This is a genomic window from Demequina mangrovi, assembly GCF_000759715.1.
Classification (GTDB): domain Bacteria; phylum Actinomycetota; class Actinomycetes; order Actinomycetales; family Demequinaceae; genus Demequina; species Demequina mangrovi.
Map to the genome: position 1 here is coordinate 14,791 of NZ_BBLU01000022.1, position 16,765 is coordinate 31,555.

The 16,765-nt window shown below is 74.2% G+C and carries 15 protein-coding genes and 1 pseudogene; 9 read left to right on the forward strand and 7 right to left on the reverse strand.

The genetic code is table 11. The annotated features are described in order from the left end of the window. Window positions 1-10 precede the first annotated feature (10 nt). Complete coding sequence (locus TR42_RS13530) at window positions 11-412, reverse strand: metallopeptidase family protein (protein ID WP_042216813.1); 402 nt, start codon at window positions 410-412, stop codon at window positions 11-13. Between the two features lie 90 nt (window positions 413-502). Here TR42_RS13530 and TR42_RS13535 point away from each other — a divergent pair, with 90 nt between their 5' ends. Genes TR42_RS13535 through ahcY form a run of 4 tightly spaced genes read left to right on the forward strand, consistent with a single transcriptional unit; the run spans window position 503 to window position 4,832 of the window. Then, window positions 503-865 (forward strand): DUF3499 domain-containing protein, encoded by a 363-nt coding sequence (locus TR42_RS13535; RefSeq protein ID WP_042216814.1) that lies wholly within the window; start codon window positions 503-505, stop codon window positions 863-865. A gap of 58 nt (window positions 866-923) precedes the next feature. After that, window positions 924-2,357: a phosphomannomutase/phosphoglucomutase gene (locus TR42_RS13540; RefSeq protein ID WP_042216816.1), complete on the forward strand. Its 1,434-nt coding sequence runs from the start codon at window positions 924-926 to the stop codon at window positions 2,355-2,357. Beyond that, on the forward strand, window positions 2,358-3,272 hold the full coding sequence (locus TR42_RS13545) for a cation diffusion facilitator family transporter (RefSeq protein WP_042216818.1): 915 nt from the start codon (window positions 2,358-2,360) through the stop codon (window positions 3,270-3,272). A 48-nt stretch (window positions 3,273-3,320) separates the two neighbouring features. After that, on the forward strand, window positions 3,321-4,832 hold the full coding sequence (ahcY, locus tag TR42_RS13550; RefSeq protein WP_081953416.1) for an adenosylhomocysteinase: 1,512 nt from the start codon (window positions 3,321-3,323) through the stop codon (window positions 4,830-4,832). A 111-nt stretch (window positions 4,833-4,943) separates the two neighbouring features. Here ahcY and TR42_RS13555 read toward each other — a convergent pair whose 3' ends face one another. Beyond that, window positions 4,944-5,765 carry an RDD family protein gene (locus tag TR42_RS13555; RefSeq protein WP_042216819.1) on the reverse strand — a complete coding sequence of 274 codons (822 nt, stop codon included), beginning with the start codon at window positions 5,763-5,765 and terminating at the stop codon, window positions 4,944-4,946. A gap of 41 nt (window positions 5,766-5,806) precedes the next feature. Here TR42_RS13555 and TR42_RS13560 point away from each other — a divergent pair, with 41 nt between their 5' ends. Continuing rightward, window positions 5,807-6,802 (forward strand): stage II sporulation protein M, encoded by a 996-nt coding sequence (locus TR42_RS13560; protein ID WP_042216822.1) that lies wholly within the window; start codon window positions 5,807-5,809, stop codon window positions 6,800-6,802. An 88-nt stretch (window positions 6,803-6,890) separates the two neighbouring features. On the opposite strand, the gene TR42_RS13565 is transcribed toward TR42_RS13560, so the two are convergent. The 5 genes from TR42_RS13565 to TR42_RS13585 are packed head-to-tail and all read right to left on the reverse strand — an operon-like array spanning window position 6,891 to window position 12,147. Next, the gene (locus TR42_RS13565) at window positions 6,891-8,180 is read right to left on the reverse strand and encodes a DUF58 domain-containing protein (protein WP_042216823.1); all 1,290 of its coding nucleotides are present in this window, start codon (window positions 8,178-8,180) and stop codon (window positions 6,891-6,893) included. Window position 8,181: 1 nt separating this feature from the next. Continuing rightward, entirely contained in the window at window positions 8,182-9,201 is a 1,020-nt protein-coding gene (locus TR42_RS13570; RefSeq protein ID WP_042216825.1) for an AAA family ATPase, read from the reverse strand. Then, the gene (locus TR42_RS13575; RefSeq protein WP_052406153.1) at window positions 9,198-10,394 is read right to left on the reverse strand and encodes a DUF4350 domain-containing protein; all 1,197 of its coding nucleotides are present in this window, start codon (window positions 10,392-10,394) and stop codon (window positions 9,198-9,200) included. The genes TR42_RS13570 and TR42_RS13575 overlap by 4 nt, the downstream gene beginning before the upstream one ends. Continuing rightward, on the reverse strand, window positions 10,391-11,032 hold the full coding sequence (locus TR42_RS13580; RefSeq protein ID WP_042216827.1) for a DUF4129 domain-containing protein: 642 nt from the start codon (window positions 11,030-11,032) through the stop codon (window positions 10,391-10,393). Before TR42_RS13580 ends, TR42_RS13575 begins: the two co-directional genes overlap by 4 nt. Continuing rightward, window positions 11,029-12,147: a DUF7847 domain-containing protein gene (locus TR42_RS13585; protein ID WP_042216828.1), complete on the reverse strand. Its 1,119-nt coding sequence runs from the start codon at window positions 12,145-12,147 to the stop codon at window positions 11,029-11,031. Before TR42_RS13585 ends, TR42_RS13580 begins: the two co-directional genes overlap by 4 nt. Before the next feature lie 78 nt (window positions 12,148-12,225). On the opposite strand from TR42_RS13585, the gene mtrA reads away from it, so the two are divergent. The 4 genes and pseudogenes from mtrA to TR42_RS13605 form a co-directional block, all read left to right on the forward strand. Next, window positions 12,226-12,909 (forward strand): MtrAB system response regulator MtrA, encoded by a 684-nt coding sequence (gene mtrA / locus TR42_RS13590; RefSeq protein WP_042216830.1) that lies wholly within the window; start codon window positions 12,226-12,228, stop codon window positions 12,907-12,909. Beyond that, window positions 12,906-14,543 carry an MtrAB system histidine kinase MtrB gene (gene mtrB / locus TR42_RS13595; RefSeq protein WP_052406155.1) on the forward strand — a complete coding sequence of 546 codons (1,638 nt, stop codon included), beginning with the start codon at window positions 12,906-12,908 and terminating at the stop codon, window positions 14,541-14,543. The genes mtrA and mtrB overlap by 4 nt, the downstream gene beginning before the upstream one ends. A gap of 17 nt (window positions 14,544-14,560) precedes the next feature. Next, window positions 14,561-16,264: an LpqB family beta-propeller domain-containing protein gene (locus TR42_RS13600; RefSeq protein ID WP_042216831.1), complete on the forward strand. Its 1,704-nt coding sequence runs from the start codon at window positions 14,561-14,563 to the stop codon at window positions 16,262-16,264. Between the two features lie 104 nt (window positions 16,265-16,368). Further along, window positions 16,369-16,765: pseudogene (locus TR42_RS13605) on the forward strand (ComF family protein); the annotation flags it as partial.

Sequence of the window (16,765 nt, forward strand, 5' to 3'; positions counted from 1 at the left end):
GAACCGGCGCTCAGCCCGTCCCGTACTCCGGGTCGACCTCCTCGGGAGGGCGGCCGACGACGTGCGCGATGTGCTCGGCTATGACGTCGCGCACGAGCCCCGGCAACTCCGCCGGATCGGCCCGCTGCTCGAGGGTGCGGCGGTAGAGCACCACCCGGGTGGGCTGGCCGAGGTCGGCGGGGAACAGGCGGCCGAGAGGCACGCCGTCCTCCCACGGCGTCGGATCCGACGGCGGGACGTCCTCGGTGCCGAACTCGATCCGGCCCCACGTGTCGCCCCAGCGGGGCTCGAGGCGGTCGACCGCGTCCGCGACGAGCTCGTCGAAACGCTCGGCCCGCGTGCGGTGGCCCGGAGCGCCGAAGGGGAGCAGCGGCCGGCGCAGGCCTCGGCCGTGACGATCGCGACGGGACATACGGCCGAGGCTACCGCTCCGCCCGAGCAGCCCCGCGACGCCCGGCGTGGCAGCGGCCGCGCGTCCGCTCGCGGGGGTACCGTCCTAGACGTGATCGCCACCCGCCAGTGCTCGCGCTCGTCGTGCGCCCGCCCCGCCGCGGCCACGCTCACCTACGTCTACGCGGACTCGACCGTGGTCGTGGGCCAGCTGTCCGCCGCGGCCGAGCCGCACAGCTACGACCTGTGCGCCCACCATGCCGACCGCTTCACCGCGCCGCGCGGCTGGGACGTGGTCCACATCCAGAGCGAGTTCGTCGAGCCCGAGCCGTCGAGCGACGATCTCGAGGCGCTCGCCCGCGCCGTGCGCGAGGCGGGTCGCCCGCGTCCGGCGGCGCCCGCGTTCACGCCGCCCGCGCCGGTGGCGTCCGAGCCGCGCCGCGGCCACCTGCGCGTCATCACCAACGACGCGTAAAGCAGAAACCAAGCGCGAACTAGGGACAAGCGTCGCGCGGTGCCGCTACCCTGACCGCGTGACGACCGCACCTGATCTGTCCCAGCTCATCAAGTCGTACGACGTGCGCGGCATCGTGGGCGAGACGCTCACCGCCGAGGTCGCGACCGCGATCGGCTCCGCCTTCGCCGACGCCATCGTGCTCCCGGACGGGGAGACCACGGTCGCGATCGGCCACGACATGCGCGACAGCGGGCCGTGGCTCGCCGACGCGGTGGCCGCGGGCCTCGCGCTGCGCGGCGTGGACGTGGTCCGCATCGGGCTGTGCTCGACGGACGGGTTGTATCACGCGTCGGGCGCGCTCGACATCCCCGGCGTGATGATCACCGCGAGCCACAACCCGGCCGCGTACAACGGCATGAAGCTGTGCCGCAGCCGTGCGCGCGCCGTGGGGGAGAACTCGGGCCTCGCCGACGTGCGCGCGCTCGCCTCGCAGTACCTGGTCGACGCTCCCGCGGCCGCGGGCACGCCCGGCTCGGAGACCACGCGCGAGATGGTCGGCGAGTACGGCGCGTTCCTGCGCGGCCTGGTCCCGCTCGAGGGCGTCCGCCCCCTCAAGGTCGTGGTCGACGCCGCGAACGCGATGGCCGGCTACACCGTCCCGGCGGTGCTCGGCACCGCGGCGGGGCTGCCGGAGCTCCCGCTCGAGATCATCCCGCTGTACTTCGAGCTCGACGGCACGTTCCCCAACCACGAGGCGAACCCGCTCGAGACCGAGAACCTGCGCGACCTCCAGGCCGCGGTCAAGGAGCACGGCGCGGACATCGGCCTCGCGTTCGACGGCGACGCCGACCGCTGCTTCGTGGTCGACGAGCGCGGCGAGGTGGTGACGCCGTCCGCGATCACCTGCCTCGTGGGCCTGCGCGAGACCGCCCGCGAGCTCGCCGAGGACCCGTCCGCCGAGCCGACGGTGATCCACAACCTCATCTCGTCGCGCGCGGTGCGCGAGCAGCTCGCCGAGGCGGGCGCGACGCCGGTCCGCTCGCGCGTGGGCCACAGCTTCATCAAGGCGGAGATGGCGCGCCTCAACGCCGTGTTCGGCGGCGAGCACAGCGCGCACTTCTACTTCCGCGACTTCTTCTACGCGGACTCGGGCATGCTCGCCGCGATGCACGTGCTCGCGGCGCTCGGCTCGCAGGACGGCCCGCTGTCCGCGATGATCGCGCAGCACGAGCCGTACACGGCCTCGGGCGAGATCAACTCGACGGTCGACTCCGTGCCCGACGCCCTGGCGCGCGTCAAGGCGGCCTTCGTGACCGCGGACGTGTACTCCGACGAGTTCGACGGCCTCACCGTCGAGCACTGGCCCGCGCCGGGCGAGGGCGAGCGCTGGTGGTTCAACGTGCGCCCGTCGAACACCGAGCCGCTGCTGCGCCTCAACTCCGAGGCGGACGGTCAGGAGCTCATGGAGCGCATGCGCGACCAGGTGCTCGCCGTCATCCGGGAGGGCTGAGTGTCGACCGAGGGGGGCACCAAGGCCGTCATCGCGGCCCTGAGCGCCAACCTGGGCATCGGCGTCACCAAGTTCGCCGCGTGGGGCCTCACCGGGGCCTCGTCCATGCTGGCCGAGGCCATCCACTCGGTGGCGGACTCCGGCAACCAGCTCCTGCTGCTGCTCGGCGCGCGCAAGGCGCGCCAGGAGGCCACGCCCGAGCACCCGTTCGGCTACGCGCGGTACCGGTACTTCTACGCCTTCATCGTCGCCGTGGTGCTCTTCACCCTCGGCGGCCTGTTCGCGCTGTACGAGGCGTGGCACAAGTGGCAGCACCCCGAGCCGATAGAGTCGTGGCACTGGGTCCCCGTCGCGGTCCTGGTGATGGCGATGGCGCTCGAGGGGATGTCCTTCCGCACCGCGATCATCGAGTCGAACAAGATCCGCGGCAAGGTCGGCTGGGGGCGCTTCATCAAGCGCTCGCGCTCGCCCGAGCTGCCGGTGATCCTGCTCGAGGACTTCGGCGCGCTCATCGGCCTCGTGTTCGCCTTCTTCGGCGTGGTGATGACGCTGGCGACGGAGAACGGACGCTGGGACGCCTTCGGCACGGCGATGATCGGCGTGCTGCTCGTGTGCATCGCGACCGTGCTCGCGCGCGAGACGCGCGAGATGCTGCTGGGCGAGTCCGCGACGGAGGAGGACCTCGCGCTGATCCGCGCGGCGCTCGCCGAGGGCGGGTACCCCGACATCATCCACCTGCGCACCTCGCACCTGGGGCCCGAGGACATCCTCGTCGCGGTCAAGGTCGGGGCCGGCGCGGAGGAGACGCTCGAGACCATCGCGGCACGCACCGACGCCGCGGAGGCGCTCATCCGCGCGGCGGTCCCCGCGGTGCGCCTCATCTTCATCGAGCCCGACGTGCGGCACGAGGCCTGACGGCCGCATCGTCCCGCGCGTCGGCGCGCGCCGTGCGACGGTGACAGAATGGGCGACCGTGCCCCGCGCACGCCGGCGGACACCCGGCCCGAGGCGCGCTCATCGACCCTGGAGGACCCCGTGACCGAGCACATCGTCGCCGACCTGGCGCTGGCCGAGGCCGGCCGCAACCAGATCCGCCTGGCCGAGCAGGAGATGCCCGGCCTGATGGCGCTGCGCGCCGAGATGGGCGACGCGAAGCCGCTCGCGGGCGCGCGCATCGCCGGCTCGCTCCACATGACCGTGCAGACGGCTGTGCTCATCGAGACGCTCACCGCGCTGGGCGCCGACGTGCGCTGGGCCTCGTGCAACATCTTCTCGACCCAGGACGAGGCCGCGGCGGCCATCGTGGTGGGCGACGGCACGTACTCGTCGCCGGCCGGCGTCCCGGTCTTCGCCATCAAGGGCGAGACCATCCCCGAGTACTGGGAGTACACGGACCGGATCCTCACGTGGGAGGGCCACGACGGCCCCACGATCATCCTCGACGACGGCGGCGACGCCACCGTCCTGGTGCACGAGGGCGTGCGCTTCGAGGCGCTCGGCGAGGTCCCGGCCCCGCTCGAGGAGGAGGACCCGGACTACAACCTCGAGGTCGAGTCGATGCGCGCGGTGATCCGCCGCTCGATGGAGAAGGACCCCACCCGCTTCACGCGCATGGCGGCGGGCATCGTCGGCGTGTCCGAGGAGACCACCACCGGCGTGCACCGCCTCGAGATCATGCACCGCAAGGGCGAGCTGCTGTTCCCGGCGATCAACGTCAACGACTCGGTGACCAAGTCGAAGTTCGACAACAAGTACGGCATCCGCCACTCGCTGCCCGACGGCATCAACCGCGCGACCGACGTGCTCATCGGCGGCAAGGTCGCGTTCGTGTGCGGCTACGGCGACGTGGGCAAGGGCGCCGCGGAGGCGCTGCGCGGGCAGGGCGCGCGCGTGGTCGTGTCCGAGGTGGATCCGATCTGCGCGCTCCAGGCCGCGATGGACGGCTACGAGGTCGCGCGCGTCGAGGACTACGTCGACCGCGCCGACTTCTTCATCACCACCACCGGCAACAAGGACATCCTCCGCGTCGAGCACATGGCCGCGATGAAGGACAAGGCCGTGGTCGGCAACGTCGGCCACTTCGACAACGAGATCGACATGGCGGGCCTCGCCCGCTCGGGCGCCAAGCTCACGCCGATCAAGCCGCAGGTCGACGAGTGGGTGTTCCCCGACGGCAGGTCGATCATCGTGCTGAGCGAGGGCCGCCTCCTCAACCTCGGCAACGCGACCGGCCACCCCAGCTTCGTCATGAGCGCGTCGTTCACCAACCAGGTGATCGCCCAGGTCGAGCTGTGGACCAACCTCGCCGCGTACCCGCTGGGCGTGCACCGGCTGCCCAAGGAGCACGACGAGAAGGTCGCGCGCCTGCACCTCGACGCGCTCGGCGTGCGCCTGACGGAGCTGACCGAGTCCCAGGCCGACTACATCGGCGTGCCGCAGCAGGGCCCGTTCAAGCCCGAGCACTACCGCTACTGACCGGCGGCGGGACGCCCCGGGCCCGTCCATCCACCCGCCCACCCGCCCGGTCGGGACGCTCAGTCCTGGTCCGCGGGCGTCGCGGGGGGCTCCCGGGACGCTCAGGTCCGCTCAGTCGACGTCGGGGATGCCGTACGGCAGCTGCCTCAGGCGGCGCGCGTCGCCCTCGGCGCGCGACATCCGCCGCGCGTCGATGACGTGCTCGCGGTCGCGGCGCTCGACCAGCACCGCGGCCATGAAGGCCTCGGGGTGCGTTCCGGGCGGCGGCGCGGGAGAGACCCGCGGCGCGAGCTGCGCGGCGAGACCGGTGCCGATGCGTACGCGGGCCGGCGCGTGCATCGTCGCCGCGCGCCCGAGGAACAGCCGTGAGGTCAGGGCGAGGCCGTCGGGGAGCCGCGCGATGTCCGCGGACCGCGCCCAGGCGGCGAGCTCCGGCGGCATCGTCAGCGGCGGCAGGGCGCGCGAGGCGCCGCGGGTGCGCATCGCGTAGGTGCCCGCGAGGTAGTCGCCGATGCGCTTGCCGCGCGTGCCGAACGCGGACACGGCGGTCGCCAGCATGCCGAACGTCGCGTAGATCTCGAGCACCGCGAGCAGCGCGCGGGCGGTCGCGTGGCGCACGCCGACCGGGCCTCCGTCGTCGCGGACGATGCGCAGCCCGAGCGCCCAGCGTCCCAGCGAGCGGCCGCGGGTGAGCGTCTCGACGATCACCGGGGCGATCACCAGGCACGTCACCACCCACGCGACGGAGACCGCCGCGAGCATGGCCGGGTCGAGGTGCTCCGCGAGCGAGTTGACGAGCCCGAGCGTCGCGGCGATGACGGCGAGCGTCGCGAGCGCGTCGATCGCACCCGAGAGCATGCGCATCGGCACCGACGCCGCGCCGGCGTCGAGCACCACGCCCTCGCCGATGAGGATCGAGTCCTCGTCCGTCATGCGTCCTCCCTGGACCGGAGCCTGTGTGGCATCGTAGCGGCGTGGACATCGACTCGTTCGGGGCCGTGCGCGAGGCCCGCTGGGCGCGCCTCAAGAAGCTGAGCGGCGCGCGGCGGCTCACGGGCGCCGAGGCGGACGAGCTCACCCGCCTCTACCAGGCCACCGCGGGAGATCTCGCGGCGGTGCGCTCGGCGGCGCCCGAGCCGTCGGTGGTCGCGCGGCTGTCCGTCCTGCTCGCCGGAGCTCGCGTGTGGCTCACCGGGGCCCACACGGTGTCGACGCGCGACGTGGGCCGCTACCTCGTGACCGGGCTGCCCGCCGCGCTGCACCGGGTGCGGTGGTGGGGCCTCGGGGTGACCATCGCGGTGCTGGGCCTCGCGACGCTCTCCGGCTGGTGGACCGTCACGCATCCCGAGGCGCTCGCGCTGGTCGGGACGCCCGCGGAGCGCGCGGCGATCGCGGACGAGGAGTTCGCGAGCTACTACACCGAGTACGACTCGACCTCGTTCGCGGCCCGGGTGTGGACCAACAACGGCTGGCTGGCGGCCCAGTGCATCGCCTTCGGCATCACCGGGGTGTTCCCGCTCTACCTGCTGTACAACACCGTCCTCCAGCTCGGGGTGGCCAGCGCCGTCATGGCCGAGGCCGGCGCGCTCGACGTGTTCTTCCAACTCCTCGCGCCGCACGGGCTGCTCGAGCTCTCGGCGGTCTTCGTGGCCGCGGGCACGGGACTGCGCCTGTGCTGGACGATGCTGGTCCCGGGTCCTCGTCCGCGCGGTCGCGCGCTCGCGGAGGAGGGGCGCGCGGCGATGGGGGTCGCGCTCGGGCTCGTCCTGGCGCTGCTCGCGTCCGGGCTCATCGAGGGCTACGTCACGGGCTCCGCGCTGCCGTGGTGGCTCAAGGTGGCCATCGGCGCGGTGGCAGCCGCGGCGTTCTGGGCGTACATCTGGATCGCCGGCCGCGCGGCGGTGCTCGCGGGCTCGACCGGTGACACGGAGGGGGACCTCGCGACGGATCAGGTGGCGCTCGCGGGTTGAGGCGGTCACGCGCCACCCGACCGCGCCCTGGCGGGACATGAGGGCCCGATCCGGCCCGGATCCTGCACCCATGTCCCGCTGCGGCGCTTCAGAGCCGTCCGGCCGCCTTGAGCGCGAGGTAGCGGTCGCACACCGCGGGCGCGAGGTCGTCCGGCAGCGCGAGCACCACCTCGGCGCCCAGCTGGCGCAGGCGCGTCGCGACGGCCTCCCGCTCGAGCATCGCGCGCGCCGCGGCACCCGCGCCGTAGAGAGCCTCGGAGTCGCCGCGGTCGGTGAGCATGACGCCCAGCTCGGGGTCCTCGACCGAGCCGACGAGGACCTGGTGACGATGCTGCAGCGCGGCCACCGCCTCGATGAGGCCCGAGTCGAGCGCGGACGTCTCGACGGTGGTGAGCAGGACCACGAGCGACCGCTGGGACACGCGCGACTCGATGAGGCGCACGAGCGCGGGCCAGTCGGGCTCGAGCAGCGAGGCCTCGACCGTGGCGAGCGCGTCGGCCAGCTCCGTCATGAACGCGGGGCCGGACGATGCGGCGCGGGCCTGCTCCGACCGGTCGAACGCGGTCGCCTGGACCCGGTCGCCCGCGCGTGAGGCGAGGGCCGCGAGCAGCAGCGACGCCTCGATCGACGCGTCGAGCCGCGGGCCGTCGCCCACCCGCGCCGCCGAGAGCCTCGCGCAGTCGAGCGCCACCACCACCCGGCGGTCGCGCTCCGGGCGGTACGTGCGGACCACCACCTCGCCCCGGCGGGCGGTGCCGCGCCAGTCGATGCTGCGGACGTCGTCGCCGATGACGTAGTCGCGCAGCGAGTCGAACTCGGCGCCCGCGCCCTTGAGCTGCACCGCGGTGCGCCCGTCGATCTCGCGCAGGCGCCGCAGGCGCGAGGGGAGATGGCGGCGCGACGCGAACTCGGGCAGCACGCGCAGGCGCGCCGGCACGTCGAGCGAGCGCTGCCGCCCCGCGAGCCGCAGCGGCCCCTCGGTGCGGATGGTGACCGGTCCGGCATGGCGGTCGCCGCGACGCGTGGGCGCGAGGTCGGTGCGGACCACGATGGAATCGCCGCGGGCGAGCGAGAACGGGTGCCGCGTGCGTCCGGCTCCGGCGGAGGGCTGCCAGGCGTCGCGGACCGCGCCGCGCACGCGCCGGCGGCCGAGGTTGGCCAGCGTCACCGTCGCGACGGTCGAGCGGGTGAGGCGCACGGACGTCGGGACGTCGCGCCGCACCCCCACGGTCGAGGTCGACGGCGCGAGCCACACGTCGAGCAGCGCGAGGGCGAGCACGCCGACCGCCCACGCGACCGCCACGCCGCGCGACTGCGTCAGCGCCGCGGGCACCGCCCCCAGCGCCGCGAGCGCGACCGTCCACCCGGTGATGTGCATGTCAGCGGGGCACCGGCACCGTGGAGAGCACCGACGTCAGCACCGTGGTCGCCGTCACGCCCTCGAGCTCGGCCTCGGCGCGGATGCGCATGCGGTGCGCGAGGGTCCACGCGGCGAGCGCCTTGACGTCGTCGGGTGAGACGTAGGCGCGTCCGCGCATCCACGCCCATGCGCGCGAGGCCTGCATGAGCGCGGTCGCGCCGCGCGGCGAGACGCCGAGCGAGACGGACGGCGCCTCGCGGGTGGCGCGGCAGATGTCGACGATGTACGCCACCACGTCGTCGGCGATCTCGACCGTCGCGACCTCCGCGCGGGCCTGCTCGAGGTCCGCGACGCCCGCGACGGCGCCCACCCCGGCCGCCGCGAGGTCGCGCGGGTCGAAGCCCGCCGCGTGGCGCCGCAGCACCGTGGTCTCCTCGTCGCGGCCCGGCAGGGGCACGGGGAGCTTGAGCATGAAGCGGTCGAGCTGGGCCTCGGGGAGCGGGTAGGTGCCCTCGTACTCGACGGGGTTCTGGGTCGCGATGACGAGGAACGGGTCCGGCAGGGGGCGCGACTCGCCGTCGACGGTGACCTGGCGCTCCTCCATCGCCTCGAGCAGCGCGGACTGCGTCTTCGGAGGCGTCCGGTTGATCTCGTCCGCGAGCATGAGGTTGGTGAAGAGCGGGCCCTCGCGGAACGAGAACGCCGCGGTCCTCGCGTCGTACACCAGCGAGCCGGTGACGTCGCCGGGCATGAGGTCGGGGGTGAACTGCACGCGCGTGGTGCCCACCTCGAGCGAGGCGGCGAGCGCGCGCACCAGCAGGGTCTTGGCGACGCCGGGGACGCCCTCGAGCAGCACATGGCCCCGGCACAGCAGCGCGATCACGAGGCCCGTGACGATCGCGTCCTGGCCGACCACCGCCTTGCCCACCTCGGTGCGCAGGCGTCCGAGCGCGGCCCGCGCGTCGGCGGTCGCGGCCTCCTCGGTCGCGGCGTCCGCGCCGGCGTCGGGAGGGCTCTGATCGGGAGTGGTGTCGGTCACGGTCGGTGAACCTCGCTTTCGAGTGCGTCGAGCTCGGAGATCAGGGAGAGCAGCGCGGCCTCGTCCGCCGGGGCCGGGCCGTAGAGCAGACGGTCGACGTCCCGCGCGGGACGGCCGGAGGCGTGCGCGACGGCGGCGACGAGCGCCTCGCGCGACTCGCCGCGGGCCACGCCGATGCGGCGGCCCATGCGCAGGGCGGCGGCCGCGCGGAGCGAGGCGGCGGACCGCCCGGTCGAGCGCGCGCGCCGGTACAGGCGAGCCCTGCCGCGCGTCGCCTCGGACGCGCGGACCACGACCGGCAGGGGCTCCGCGATGAGGGCGCCGAAGCGCCGCGCCTTCCAGAACGCCGCGACGAGCACGGCGAGCGCGAGCGCGTAGAACGCCGAGCCCGTGCCGGGCGGAAGGAAGTCGGGCACCGTCTCGACGTCGGTCGGCGCATCGTCGCCCCCGACGCCTGAGGCGGTGAGCAGGCTCGAGTCGAGTCCGTCGGCGACGTACCAGACCACATCCGGATGGGCGCCGAGCACGCGGACGGCGAGGGCGGCGTGGCCGTACCGGTCGAGCTGGGCGTTGGTGAGCGGCTCGCTCGCCGTGAGCACGGTGACGGTCCTGCCGTGGACCTCCGCGCGCGCCATCGCGGCGGCGCCGGCGTCGACGAAGCACAGCGCGACATCGGGGTCGGAGGTCTCGAGCGCCGCGCCCGAGAACGCGACCTCTCCGGCCGCGCGCGCGTCGGGGTCGGCGCAGCCCGCGTCGACCGCACCGCCCGCGAGGCGGGTCGTCTGGCGGACGTCCATGCCGAGCGAGGGGAGGACGGCGCGCACCCGTCCCAGCACGACCACGTCGCCCGGGTAGGCGTCGAGCGAGGCCAGCTGGGCCGAGGAGAGCCGGCTGGGCTCGGCGACCACGAGGGTGGTCGCGGCGGGATCCTCGATGCGCGCCTGCGCCAGGCGGTCGACCTGCCGCACCGCGACGCCGTGGTCGCGGAGGATCTCGGTGACCGCGTGCGTGCCGCTCGCGCGGGTGTTCCACGTCGACAAGGGGACGATGTCGGCGTCGCGGTCGCTCGCGACGAGCAGCACCACCAGGCCGACGAGCAGCGCGACCGCGATGATCACGAGGCGGGAGCCGCGCGCGCGTGCGCGCAGGCCGGGGCCGCGAGGCGTGGTGCGCAGCTCCTGCGTCGCGGTCACGAGGCGTGCTCCGTCGCGCCGACGGCCGACCGGGGACGCCGGGCCGCGGCGAAGGTCTCGCTCACATGCGCGAAGGTCGCCTCGGTCGCGGGCGCGTGCCCGTAGCGGATGCCGTCGAAGGCCTCGGCGTCCACCGCGAGCGCCGCGGACAGCTCGGGGACCGCCCGACCCGCGAGGGACGCGGCCTCGGCCGCGGTGAGCCCCGCGGACACGGCGAGGGCGCCGCGCTCGCCGAGCCTCAGGATGAGGGCCCGATAGAGGTCGAGGGTGGCCGCGGCCCAGTCGCCGGCGCGCGCCGCCTCCCTGGCGGTGCGCTCGAGCTCGGCCGAGGTGCGGTCGTCCTCGAACAGCCCCTGCGCGGTGCGGGCGCGGCGGGTCCGCCGCAGCGGCCCGACGACCAGCCAGACGACGAGCGCGACGACGGCCGCCGCGATGATCGCCCCGATGGCGATGTCCACGGGACCGACGCCCCCGCCGGTCCCGGCCGACACATCGTCGAACAGGCCGGAGAACCAGTCGAGGATGCGCACCAGCCACGACGTGCCGCCCTGGCTGTACTCGGGCTGGGCGAGCTCGTCGACCGCCCACCGGCGCGCCGTGTCGGCGTCGGGCGTGAGGGGAGGGGCGTCGAGGCTCACGCGCGGCGGGCCTCCGCGGCCTCGGCGAGCGCGAGGTCGAAGCCCTCATGACGGATCCGCAGGTCCACGAGGATGAGGGTGAACAGCGCGCCCATGTACGAGTACATGAGCACGAACCCGACGAGCAGCGAGATCAGCATGGCCACCACGAACACGACGGTCGTGAGGATCGTGCTCTCGGGAGCGGCGAACGCGATCGCCATGGCGACGAGGCTGCCGACCTGGCTCACGACGTTGGCCACGAGCCCGACGAGCAGCCATGCGACGAAGCCGACGAGGAAGGTCCACCAGAACCGCCGCCTCAGCAGCCTCAGGGTGCGGCGCAGGGCGGCGACGGCGCCGCGGCGCTCGAGCACGATGACGGGCCGCGCGAGCCCGCCGATGAGCGCCACCAGGAAGATCACCGCGGCGGCGACGACGCCCGCGACGATGACGCTGACGACCGTGCCGAAGTCGTTGCCGTTGGCGGTCGCGATCACCACGAGCAGCACGCCGATCGCGATCGCGACGAGGTTGGCGAGACCGGCGAGCAGGTAGAGCAGCAGCAGCGACCCGAGCCGCGGCCGCACGGCGCGCCACGCGTCCGCGATCCGGATCCGCTCGCCGAGGATGCCGCGCGCGACCCCGGGGGCGATGATCGCGCTCGACAGCACGTCCGCGAGCAGCGCCGCCACCACGAACGCGACGATGAGCGCGACGGTGCCGGCGGAGAGCGAGTCGGTCGTGGTGAGGTCGGAGAACACGAGCGACACGTCGTTGAACAGCATCCACAGCGCCGCGACCAGCAGCGCGGTCGCGCCGAGCGTGAGGAGCACCGGTCCGCCCACCACCACGGCACGGTTGTCGCGCATCGCGCGGAAGGGCAGCCCCAGCAGGTCGCCGAAGCCGAGCGGTCGCAGCGGCATGAAGCCCGGCTGCCACGACGCGGACGTCGGCACGGGCGCAGGCGCAGGGACGGCCCCGTGCGGCGGCGCCATCGGCGGCACGGCCATGGCCGGGGGAGCCGTCTGCGGCGGCGCGGCGGGCGACGGCGGGACGTTCGCAGCGCTCGGACCGCTATCAGGGGTGATGCCGCCCGGGGCGGCCCATTCGGTCCGATCCTCGCCGTCGTTCATGACGTCCCTCCGCCGCTGTGCGGCCCATCCTGCCACGCGCTGCGCGGGGTCTGCCGGACCGCTCGGCATAATGGGGGCATGACGGCGAAGATCCTGGTGGTCGACGATGACCCCGCAGTGTCCGAGATGCTCGGAATCGTCCTCCGCGGGGACGGCTTCGAGACGGTGTTCTGCGATCACGGGGACGAGGCGGTGGCCGCGTTCCGCTCCACCAGCCCCGACGTGATCCTGCTCGACCTCATGCTTCCGGGCACGAGCGGCATCGACATCTGCCGCGAGATCCGCGCGGAGTCGGGCGTGCCGATCATCATGCTCACCGCGAAGTCGGACACGGTCGACGTGGTGCTGGGGCTCGAGTCCGGCGCCGACGACTACGTGCCGAAGCCCTTCAAGCCGCGCGAGCTCATCGCGCGGGTGCGCGCCCGCCTGCGCCGCAACGACAACGCGACGCCGGCCGTGGTGCGCGTCGCTGACCTCGAGATCGACGTCACGGGGCACCGCGTCACGCGCGGCGGCGAGCTGATCCCGCTCACGCCGCTCGAGTTCGACGTCCTCGTGACGCTCGCGCGCAGCCCCGGCCAGGTCTTCACCCGCGAGGTGCTGCTCGAGGACGTGTGGGGCTACCGCCACGCCGCGGACACCCGCCTCGTCAACGTCCACATCCAGCGCCTGCGTGCGAAGGTCGAGCGCGACCCGGAGAACCCCGAGATCATCGTGACCGTCCGCGGTGTCGGCTACAAGGCCGGTGGCGTCGGGTCGTGAGGCTGACCCCCCGGTCCCTGTGGGCGAACCTGGCCAAGGGTCCGCGCAAGGTGTGGCGCAGGTTCCGAGGGTCGCTCCTGCTGCGCGTCGTCGCGACCACCACGGTGCTCGGCCTGGGCGCCGTCATCGTCATCGGGGCCATGGTGAGCACGCAGATCCGCGACGGCCTCGTGGAGACGCGGGTCGATCGCATCCTCGACGAGACGGCGCGTGACGCCGCGAGCGCGCAGGAGAACGTCGACGCCTCGACCGCGGAGACCGCGGGCGACCTTCAGCAGCTGGTCTACGACCTGGTCGACGGGCTCGGCACGCTCGGAGGCAGCTCCCGCGGCTACGTGCTGCTGCGTGATCCGGCGAACACGTCCGGCGTGCTGCTGTCGACGCCCGTCACCGACGCCGAGCTGGTCGACGTCATCAGCCCCGAGATGCGCGCCGCTGTCGAGTCCGGCCAGCCGCAGTCGTGGCAGCACGTCGCGCTGCCCGAGGACGGCGAGCCCGGGGTGGTGGTGGGCGTCCCGCTCACCATCCGGATCGCGGGCGCGTACGAGCTCTACTTCGTGTACTCGCTCGCGGACGAGGCCGCGACGCTCGGCCTGATCCAGCGGGTGCTCGCGTTCGGCGGCATCGCGCTCATGGGCCTGCTCGCGGTGCTGACCTACCAGGTGACGCGCCAGACCGTGCGCCCCGTGCGGCAGGCGGCGCGCGTCGCGTCCCGCCTCGCCGAGGGGATCCTGTCGGAGCGCATGACCGTGCGCGGTCAGGACGAGATGGCCACGCTCGCGCGGACCTTCAACGAGATGGCCGAGTCGCTGCAGCGCCAGATCACCCGCATGGAGGATCTCTCGCGCCTGCAGCGCCGCTTCGTGTCCGACGTCTCGCATGAGCTGCGCACGCCGCTCACCACCATCCGCATGGCGGCCGACGTCCTGCACGATGCGCGCGAGGGCTTCCCGCCCGAGGTGGCGCGCTCGGCCGAGCTGCTCGACACGCAGATCGACCGCTTCGAGACGCTGCTGTCGGACCTGCTCGAGATCTCGCGCATCGACGCGGGGGCGGCCCAGCTCGAGTTCGACGACATGTCCGTCGCGGACGTGGTGCGCGACCAGGTCGAGGCGATGCTGCCGGTGGCGCGCAGCCTCGGCGTCGACCTGCAGCTGTGGGTCGCGAAGGGCAGCCACGTGGCGTCGATCGACCGTCCGCGCGTCGCGCGCATCGTCCGCAACCTGCTGTCGAACGCGATCGAGCACGCGCAGCGCCGCCCGGTCGACGTCGTCGTGGCGTCGTCCTCGCGCGCCGTCGCCGTGGTGGTGCGCGACTACGGGATCGGGCTCACCCCGCAGCAGGCGCAGCGCGTGTTCGACCGCTTCTGGCGTGCGGACTCGGCGCGTACGCGGACGATGGGCGGCACCGGTCTGGGCCTGTCGATCGCCCGCGAGGACGCGCAGCTGCACGGCGGCAGGCTCGAGGCGTGGGGACTGCCGGGCAAGGGCGCGAGCTTCCGGCTCCAGCTGCCGCGCACGTCGCAGGGGCTGGGGCAGCACCCGGCCCTCCCGCTCGTCATCGCGGAGATCGACTACGGCGCGATCGCGGACCGCGTCCCGCTCGAGTCCGACCGCAGGGAGGTCGCGCAGTGAGGTGGAGGAGCGCGCTCATGGGCGCCGTCGCGGCGGTGGCGCTCGCGGCCTGCGCCGCCGTCCCGACGTCGGGGCCGGTGAGCGAGGGCACGGGTGAGGTCGAGGGGGCCGAGCCGGTGGTGCCCTTCGCCGAGGGGCCGCAGATGGACGCGAGCGTCAACGCGATCGTGTCGGGGTTCATCCAGGCGACCGCGGCGGGCTTCGCGTCGGACTTCACGGTGGCGCGCGAGTACCTCACCGCGCCGATACGTGCCGAGTGGGACCCGCTCGCGCAGGTCACGGTCTTCGACTCGGGGGCGCTCACCCCGGACTACGACGAGGCGATGGGGCGGGTCGTGTACTCGTTCCCCGTGGCGGCGTGGATCGACGAGGCGGGACGCATGGTCGAGGCGCAGTCCGGCACGCAGGCGCAGCTCGAGTTCTCGGTCGAGCGCAGCGTCGCCAACCAGTGGCGCATCGGCGGCCTCGAGGACGGCTCGCTGGTCGCCGAGGCGACCTTCAACCAGGTGTTCCTTCCCGTCACCCTGTACTTCGCGTCGGCCGACGGCACCACGGCGGTGCCGGAGCAGCGGTGGCTGCCGCAGGCGAACGTCGCGACCTGGGCCGCGCGCGAGCTGGTGGCCGGGCCGTCGCCGTGGCTCGCGAACGCGGTCACCACCGGCTTCCCCGCCGGTTCGGACCTCGCGGTCGACTCCGTGGTGGTGACCGACGGCATCGCCCGGGTGCAGCTCTCGGCGCAGTCGGCCGGCACCCCCGAGCAGCGCGCGCTCGCGGAGCAGCAGCTCCGGCTCACCCTCACGTCGCTGCCCGGTGTGAGCCAGGTCGAGGTGACCGTGGCGGGCGTGCCGCTGGTCGCCGAGCCCGAGGACACCTTGTCGCGCGAGCCGGTGCCGGCGAGCGTCGCGGCGCTGTTCCTCGACGGCAGGCTGGGGCTGTGGGACGGCGAGGAGGTCCGTGTGGTCCCGGACCGCGTCGGCGGGCTTCCGGAGGGGTCCGATGCGCTCGCGACCTCGTACAGCGGCACCCGGGTGGCGTTCCGGGTCGGAGGCGACCGCATCGTCGTCTCGGACGCGCTCGAGGACGGGGTGGAGAGCCTGATCCCGCTCGACGAGGCGGGCGAGGTCGAGGGGACGATGTCCGTCACGACGTTCGTCGAGGGTCGCGACCTCGTCGCTCCCAGCTTCGACCGCTTCGGCTGGGTGTGGACGGCCGAGACCGCGGAGCCGGAGTCGGTGACCACGGTGTCGCGCGACGGCGACGCGACCGCCCTCGACGCGCGCTGGCTCGCTGGCCGTACGGTCGAGCAGGTGGTGCCGTCGCGCGACGGCGCGCGGCTGCTCGTGGTGTCGCGCGCGGGCGCGCAGACGGTCGTCGAGGTCGTCGAGGTGGTGAGGTCCGAGTCCGGCGAGCCGCTCAGCGTCGGCGAGCCCCTTCAGGTCGGCGCGAACATCGGCGCCGTGACGGACGCGATCTGGGTCGACGACCTCTCGGTCGCGCTCCTGGGGATGTCCGCGGGCGCGGAGACGGTGCCCCTGTGGGTCATCGAGGTCGGCGGGCGCACCACCGAGGATGCGGCGGTGCCCGACGCGGTGGCGATCTCGGCACGGCACGGCGACCGCTCGATCACGCTCGTGTCGGAGGACGGGACCGTCCGCGAGCGTGCGGGCACGGGCTGGTCGACCATCGCCTCCGGCATCGACGACCTCGCGTACGCGGGCTGACGCGACCCCTCGGGCGATGTCCCGGGACGGTCCGCTGCGAGGCGGCGTCCACGGTCGGCCCGGGAGCCGCGGCCCCCGCGGGCGAGAGCGTCCAGCCTCGGCGCATGGATCCGCGCCGGGCCGGCATCGCGAGGCGGCTCGGCCGGCTCGTGGTGCCCGTCGAGTGCCCGGGTTGCGGCGAGCCCGACGTGCGCTGGTGCGAGGCGTGCGAGGCGCCGTGGTGGGAGGCCCCGCTGCGATGCGAGTCGGGGGCGCCGCGGCTGTCGGCGCTCGAGCCTCCGCTCGCGGCATGGTCGATCGCCCCGCTCGAGGGCGCCGTGCACGGGACGGTCGCGGCGTGGAAGGACGCGGGCCGTCGCGATCTCGCGGCGCTCCTCGGGCCCGCCATGGGGCGCGCGGCGGCCGCGCTCGCGCCGCAGCTCGGCGTGACGGCCGGCGCGTTCGCGGTGGTGCCGTGCCCGGCCCGCGCCGCGCACACCCGGCGTCGCGGGGTCGACATCC